This window comes from Variovorax sp. 01N429, from assembly GCF_056399425.1.
On record NZ_JBFTRG010000057.1, the window covers coordinates 1 to 668 of the forward strand.

Here is a 668-nt window from a genome sequence, read left to right on the forward strand (position 1 = left end):
GTGCATGGCGGTGCCGAGGCGCTGCCGGCGGAACTGCTTGCGGACGACGAACTCGTAGACGGCGAAGGTCTGCCGGCCGTCCTCCCGGGTCATCCGGTCGGGCAGCGGGTCGAGCATGCCGGCCCACCAGCGGGTGTCGGGTTGCAGCGCGGTGCCGAGCGCGAAGCCGTACGGCACCCCGCCCTCGGCCGAACGGGCGAACACCAGGCGGAAGTACGGGTTCGCCAGGTGCAGGGCGAGCACGCCCTCGTCCCACGCCTCGGCATCGGCTTCGGTCCGCAGATACGGTTCCTCGGCGTACACCTCGGTATAGAGCGCGCGTATCGCGGCGCGCATCGCGGGGCGCGCGACCTCGTCGGCCGCGATGTGGTCGAGCGTCCAGGGGACGGGGGCGCTCACGGCGACTCCTTCGGGGCGGAACGTGCGCAGGACGTGGGGCGTGGACCTGCCGCGTCGCACCCCCCGGGACCGGCTCGATCGTAGCCGCGACGCGCCGGTTGCGCAGTCACGGGCGGCGCGGTCGGCGGTAGCGTTCCGGCATGATCAGAAGCGCTGTGCGGGAGGACGTCCCGACCATCGTCCGGTTCGTGTACGAACTCGCCGCCTACGAACAGGCCCCGCACGAGGCCCGGGCCACCGCCGAGGACTTCGAACGCGACCTGTTCGGC

General features: G+C 72.6%; 1 protein-coding gene. It reads right to left on the reverse strand.

The window, feature by feature from the left end; genetic code table 11:
- The coding region (locus AC1DSF_RS30540; RefSeq protein WP_478184059.1) for a hypothetical protein at window positions 1–399 on the reverse strand (399 nt) is incomplete at its 3' end.
- Window positions 400–668 lie beyond the last annotated feature (269 nt).